At 41.8% G+C, this 3,968-nt stretch carries 5 protein-coding genes and 1 pseudogene; 3 read left to right on the forward strand and 3 right to left on the reverse strand.

Annotation, left to right across the window (positions count from 1 at the left end; all coding sequences use genetic code 11):
• The 3 genes from RMO35_RS01440 to RMO35_RS01450 form a co-directional block, all read left to right on the forward strand.
• Nucleotides 1-261, forward strand: a 261-nt coding sequence (locus tag RMO35_RS01440) for an MAPEG family protein (protein ID WP_309738045.1), incomplete at its 5' end; no start/stop codon positions are given.
• Nucleotides 262-412: 151 nt separating this feature from the next.
• The gene (locus tag RMO35_RS01445) at nt 413-904 is read left to right on the forward strand and encodes a YajQ family cyclic di-GMP-binding protein (RefSeq protein ID WP_309738046.1); all 492 of its coding nucleotides are present in this window, start codon (nt 413-415) and stop codon (nt 902-904) included.
• A 100-nt stretch (nt 905-1,004) separates the two neighbouring features.
• A complete protein-coding gene (locus RMO35_RS01450; RefSeq protein WP_309738047.1) occupies nt 1,005-2,102 on the forward strand; it encodes a type I restriction endonuclease in 1,098 nt (365 codons plus the stop codon).
• Between the two features lie 63 nt (nt 2,103-2,165).
• Here the strand turns inward: RMO35_RS01450 and RMO35_RS01455 are convergent, their stop codons facing one another.
• The 3 genes and pseudogenes from RMO35_RS01455 to lysA form a co-directional block, all read right to left on the reverse strand.
• Nucleotides 2,166-2,501 (reverse strand): XisI protein, encoded by a 336-nt coding sequence (locus RMO35_RS01455; protein ID WP_309738048.1) that lies wholly within the window; start codon nt 2,499-2,501, stop codon nt 2,166-2,168.
• A pseudogene (locus tag RMO35_RS25125) lies at nt 2,471-2,903 on the reverse strand (XisH family protein). Before RMO35_RS25125 ends, RMO35_RS01455 begins: the two are co-directional and overlap by 31 nt.
• A gap of 56 nt (nt 2,904-2,959) precedes the next feature.
• Nucleotides 2,960-3,968, reverse strand: a 1,009-nt coding sequence (gene lysA / locus RMO35_RS01470) for a diaminopimelate decarboxylase (protein WP_309738051.1), incomplete at its 5' end; no start/stop codon positions are given.

The following is a 3,968-nucleotide window of genomic DNA, read 5'->3' on the forward strand; positions in this document are numbered from 1 at the left end:
TACGGTCAACGGGCAACTTGGGCGCATCAAAATTCATGGGAAGCATTTATACTGTATAGTGCAGCCGCATTAATGGCATACACCACCAAGCAAGATTCCGCAACGGTAGTTAATTGCGCGATCGGTTTTACAGCAGCCCGCCTACTTTACTCAATCTTTTATATCATCAATTTCCCGATCGGTCGATCGTTAATGTTTGGAGTCGGCTCCGTCGCCATCTATACGCTCATGTCCATGAGTATCGCCAGCACCATGAATTAGGCTCTAGGCTCTAGGCTTTAGGCTTTGGGTTTTAGGGACTGCATGTAAAATCTAGGTTTAACTAATTAAATTCTCTTAACCCTAATACCTAACACCCAAAGCCTAAAGCCTTCCCCAACTAAGCACAGATCCTACTCAACCAAGCACCCCTATGGCATCTACATTCTCCTTTGATATTGTCAGCGATTTTGACAGACAGGAATTAGTCAACGCTCTCGATCAAACCAATCGCGAAATTATCAGCCGTTACGATCTCAAAGATACCCAAACGACTGTCGAACTAGCAGAAGACAAGATTACCATCAATACTGCCAGTGAAATGACACTCACAGCAGTTCATGACATGCTCCAAAGTAAAGCGATCAAACGCAATCTATCGCTCAAAATCTTTGATTACGGCAGTATCGATTCAGCTAGCGGCAATCGAGTTCGTCAAGAAGTTACACTCAAAAAAGGTCTCACTCAGGAGATTGCCAAGCAGATTTCCAAATTAATTCGGGACGAGTTTAAGAAAGTTCAACCCTCGATTCAAGGCGATGTCGTCCGCGTTACCGCAAAGGATAAAGATGAGTTGCAAGCAGTGATGCAGCGGATGAAGCAAGAAGATCTACCTGTGGCGTTGCAATTTACAAATTATCGCTAACAGATCTGAGATCGATCGAATATTGGTATTGTTAAGTTTAAACGTTACTTGTGATTAACTCTAGGGCATTCTAAGTATATATTTTATACTTGTGAATATAATGGACTTTATCGATCGAATTAAGCAAATCAGCGAGCAAATCTCGAAGCTACGCGAACAAATTCAGACGGAAGAAGCCACTAAAAATGCTTTTATCATGCCATTGCTTAGTGCGTTGGGCTACGATGTCTTCAATCCCACTGAAGTTTGTCCTGAGTATACTGCTGATGCTATAGGCTTGAAGGGTGAGAAAGTTGACTATGCAATTTTAGTTGATGGTAAACCTGTCATCTTGTTTGAGTGTAAATGGTGTGGGCACGAATTAGATCATCCAAGACACGGCTCTCAGTTGTATCGGTATCTGTCTTCAACTGATGCCATGTTTGGAATTTTGACTAATGGTATTATCTATCGTTTTTACACAGATTTAGAAAAACCAAATGCGATGGATTCAAAGCCTTTCTTTGAATTTAATATGCAAGATATTCAAGAATCTAATGTGGCTGAATTGAAACGTTTTTCTAAATCTGTATTCAATTCCAGTGAACTGAAAAGCACCGCCAGTAACTTGATGTATACCAAAGAAATTAAACGGATTATGTCCGAGCAGCTTTTGGAACCATCACCAGAATTTGTAAAGTTCTTTGTGTCTCAAGTATACTCAGGGAAAATCATGTCAGGTGTAATTGATAAGTTCACTAAGATTACTAAAGATTCAATAAATCAACTAATCAGCGATCGAATCACAGATACGCTCAGATCTGTTATCGAACGTGAAGTAGAAGATCGTAGCGAACATACAGTTAAGATTCAACTACCTGTAGTAGATTTAATTAAAGCTGAAGATGCGATCGTCACGACGGAAGAAGAATTGGAAGGATTTTTTATCATTAAATCTCTACTAAGAGAAGCTGTAGAACCAAACCGAATTCAATATAAAGACACTCAAAAATATTTTGGAGTGTGTCTAGATGGCAAACCCACAAAGACTCTTTGCCGTCTTTGGTTTAATTCCAAACAAAAATATATTGGCTTTCTAGATGAGAGTGCAAAAGAAATCAAACAACCAATTGGAGATTTAAATGATATTTATAAATTTAATGCTGAGTTACAGCTATCACTAAATCGCTTGATGCCGATAAATACAGATAATAATTAGTTCGATCGAATCGCACATAAAAGTAGGGGTAATTCATGAATTACCCCTACTTTTATAATAATATTAGTTCACTGCGAATTCAGTAAATTGCCGCTTAAATGGAGAGTGGAACCCAATGATAATGTCGTGCTTGGGTACATCTTTGGCGATGAGTTCGTTGGCGATACCTACTTCCGTACCGTCATGCTGAATCCAGATTTTACCATCCTTTATATCTAAGTGTAAAACACAACCATAAATCCTGCGCTTGCGCGACCAACCGACATGAACTAGTTGATATCGATCGCGTTCTAGATCGAATATTAATTCAGCATCTACTTCTTCATTTGCCGATTTGATTTGACTATATTCAGTCAAAATAGTCCGAACTAGCTGTCGATATTCGTCTGTTTTTGCCATTTAACGATCGCCTCTTCTTCTGGTTCTAGACAATTAGATTGACACCATATTTCTCTACCAATCGGCGGGGTAATTCTAAGGTAAAAAAACTTCGCTCGGCATCTATAGGTATAGCAAGATATAGAATACGATCGGGCTGTTCTTCTTCTAATGCAAGCTGATACTTAAGAAACTGTCCTAGTGCGGCACTAAATTCTGTTGTTGCCGAAACACCGATAAAACTTTTGATTTCAACAGCGATTTTTCACCATTCTTTTCAGCCGTCATCAATTGTTCTGCTGCGAGATCGATATACATATCGACTCCACCAAAGCGCAAGAACAGTGGATCGTCAGTAATTATCCACTGTTCTTTTTCTAGCGCATGTCTGACTGCATCATGGAAAACGTCTTTAGCTGGCACAATCGACAGGGCTTAAATAACTAAATTGTCTATATTATAACCCGATCGTTATTTAGCTACTTCACTAACCGCTCTGGCAACCTGTCGAACCTCAACAAATCGTCGTAGTTTTCACGCGCAATAATGATACTTGCTTCGCCATTATTAACTAGGACCGCTGCCGGACGAGTAATCCGATTATAGTTGGAAGACATACTATGGTTATATGCGCCCGTCGCGGGAACTACCAAGACATCTCCCGGTACAGAAGCAGCGATTTGGGCATCTTTAATTAAGATATCACCTGATTCGCAATGCTTGCCCGCGATCGTGACGGTTTCAGTCATCGGTGCAGACATTTTATTCGCAATCATCGCCCGATATTGGGACTGATAAGTAATCGGGCGGGGATTGTCGGACATGCCACCATCGATACTAATATATGTCCGAATTCCGGGGACGGTTTTATTACCGCCGACGGTGTAGGCGGTGACACAGCTACTCCCAATCAACGAACGTCCGGGTTCGGATAAAACGCGCGGGTAGGCTACTCCATGCGTGTCACAGGCGATTTTGAGGGCAGTAGCGACGTTTTTTACCCACTCGTCGATGCTCTGCGGATCGTCGGCTTCGGTGTATTTGATACCCAAACCACCACCGACGTTAATCTCGCTGATGGGTAAACCGTGGCTGAGAGCGAGTTTGTACCACTCCACCATCACGCCTGCGAGATCTTGGTGAGGTTGTTGCTCGAAGATTTGAGAGCCGATGTGAGCGTGAACGCCGATACAGGTAATATGAGCTTGTTTGCTCAACCAGGTGAAGACTTCATCGAGTTGATTGGGATCGAAACCAAATTTACTATCTAAATGTCCGGTGCGAATATATTCGTGGGTGTGACACTCGATTCCTGGCGTGAGCCGAATCATCACGGGGACATTTTTGCCTGCGATGCTGGCGATATGGGCAATATTTTCCAGTTCGAGCCAGTTATCGGCAATGATTCTACAGTCTTTTGAGATCGCGAGTTCGAGTTCGGCAACTGATTTATTATTACCATGGAAGTAGATTTGCGCCGCACTCACG

This window comes from Chamaesiphon sp. OTE_20_metabat_361 (genome assembly GCF_031364565.1).

Coding starts and splice junctions, on each gene's coding strand:
- RMO35_RS01445 (WP_309738046.1), top strand. CDS start 413: ATGGCATCTACATTCTCCTTTGATATTGTCAGCGATTTTGACAGACAG.
- RMO35_RS01450 (WP_309738047.1), top strand. CDS start 1,005: ATGGACTTTATCGATCGAATTAAGCAAATCAGCGAGCAAATCTCGAAG.
- RMO35_RS01455 (WP_309738048.1), bottom strand. CDS start 2,501: ATGGCAAAAACAGACGAATATCGACAGCTAGTTCGGACTATTTTGACT.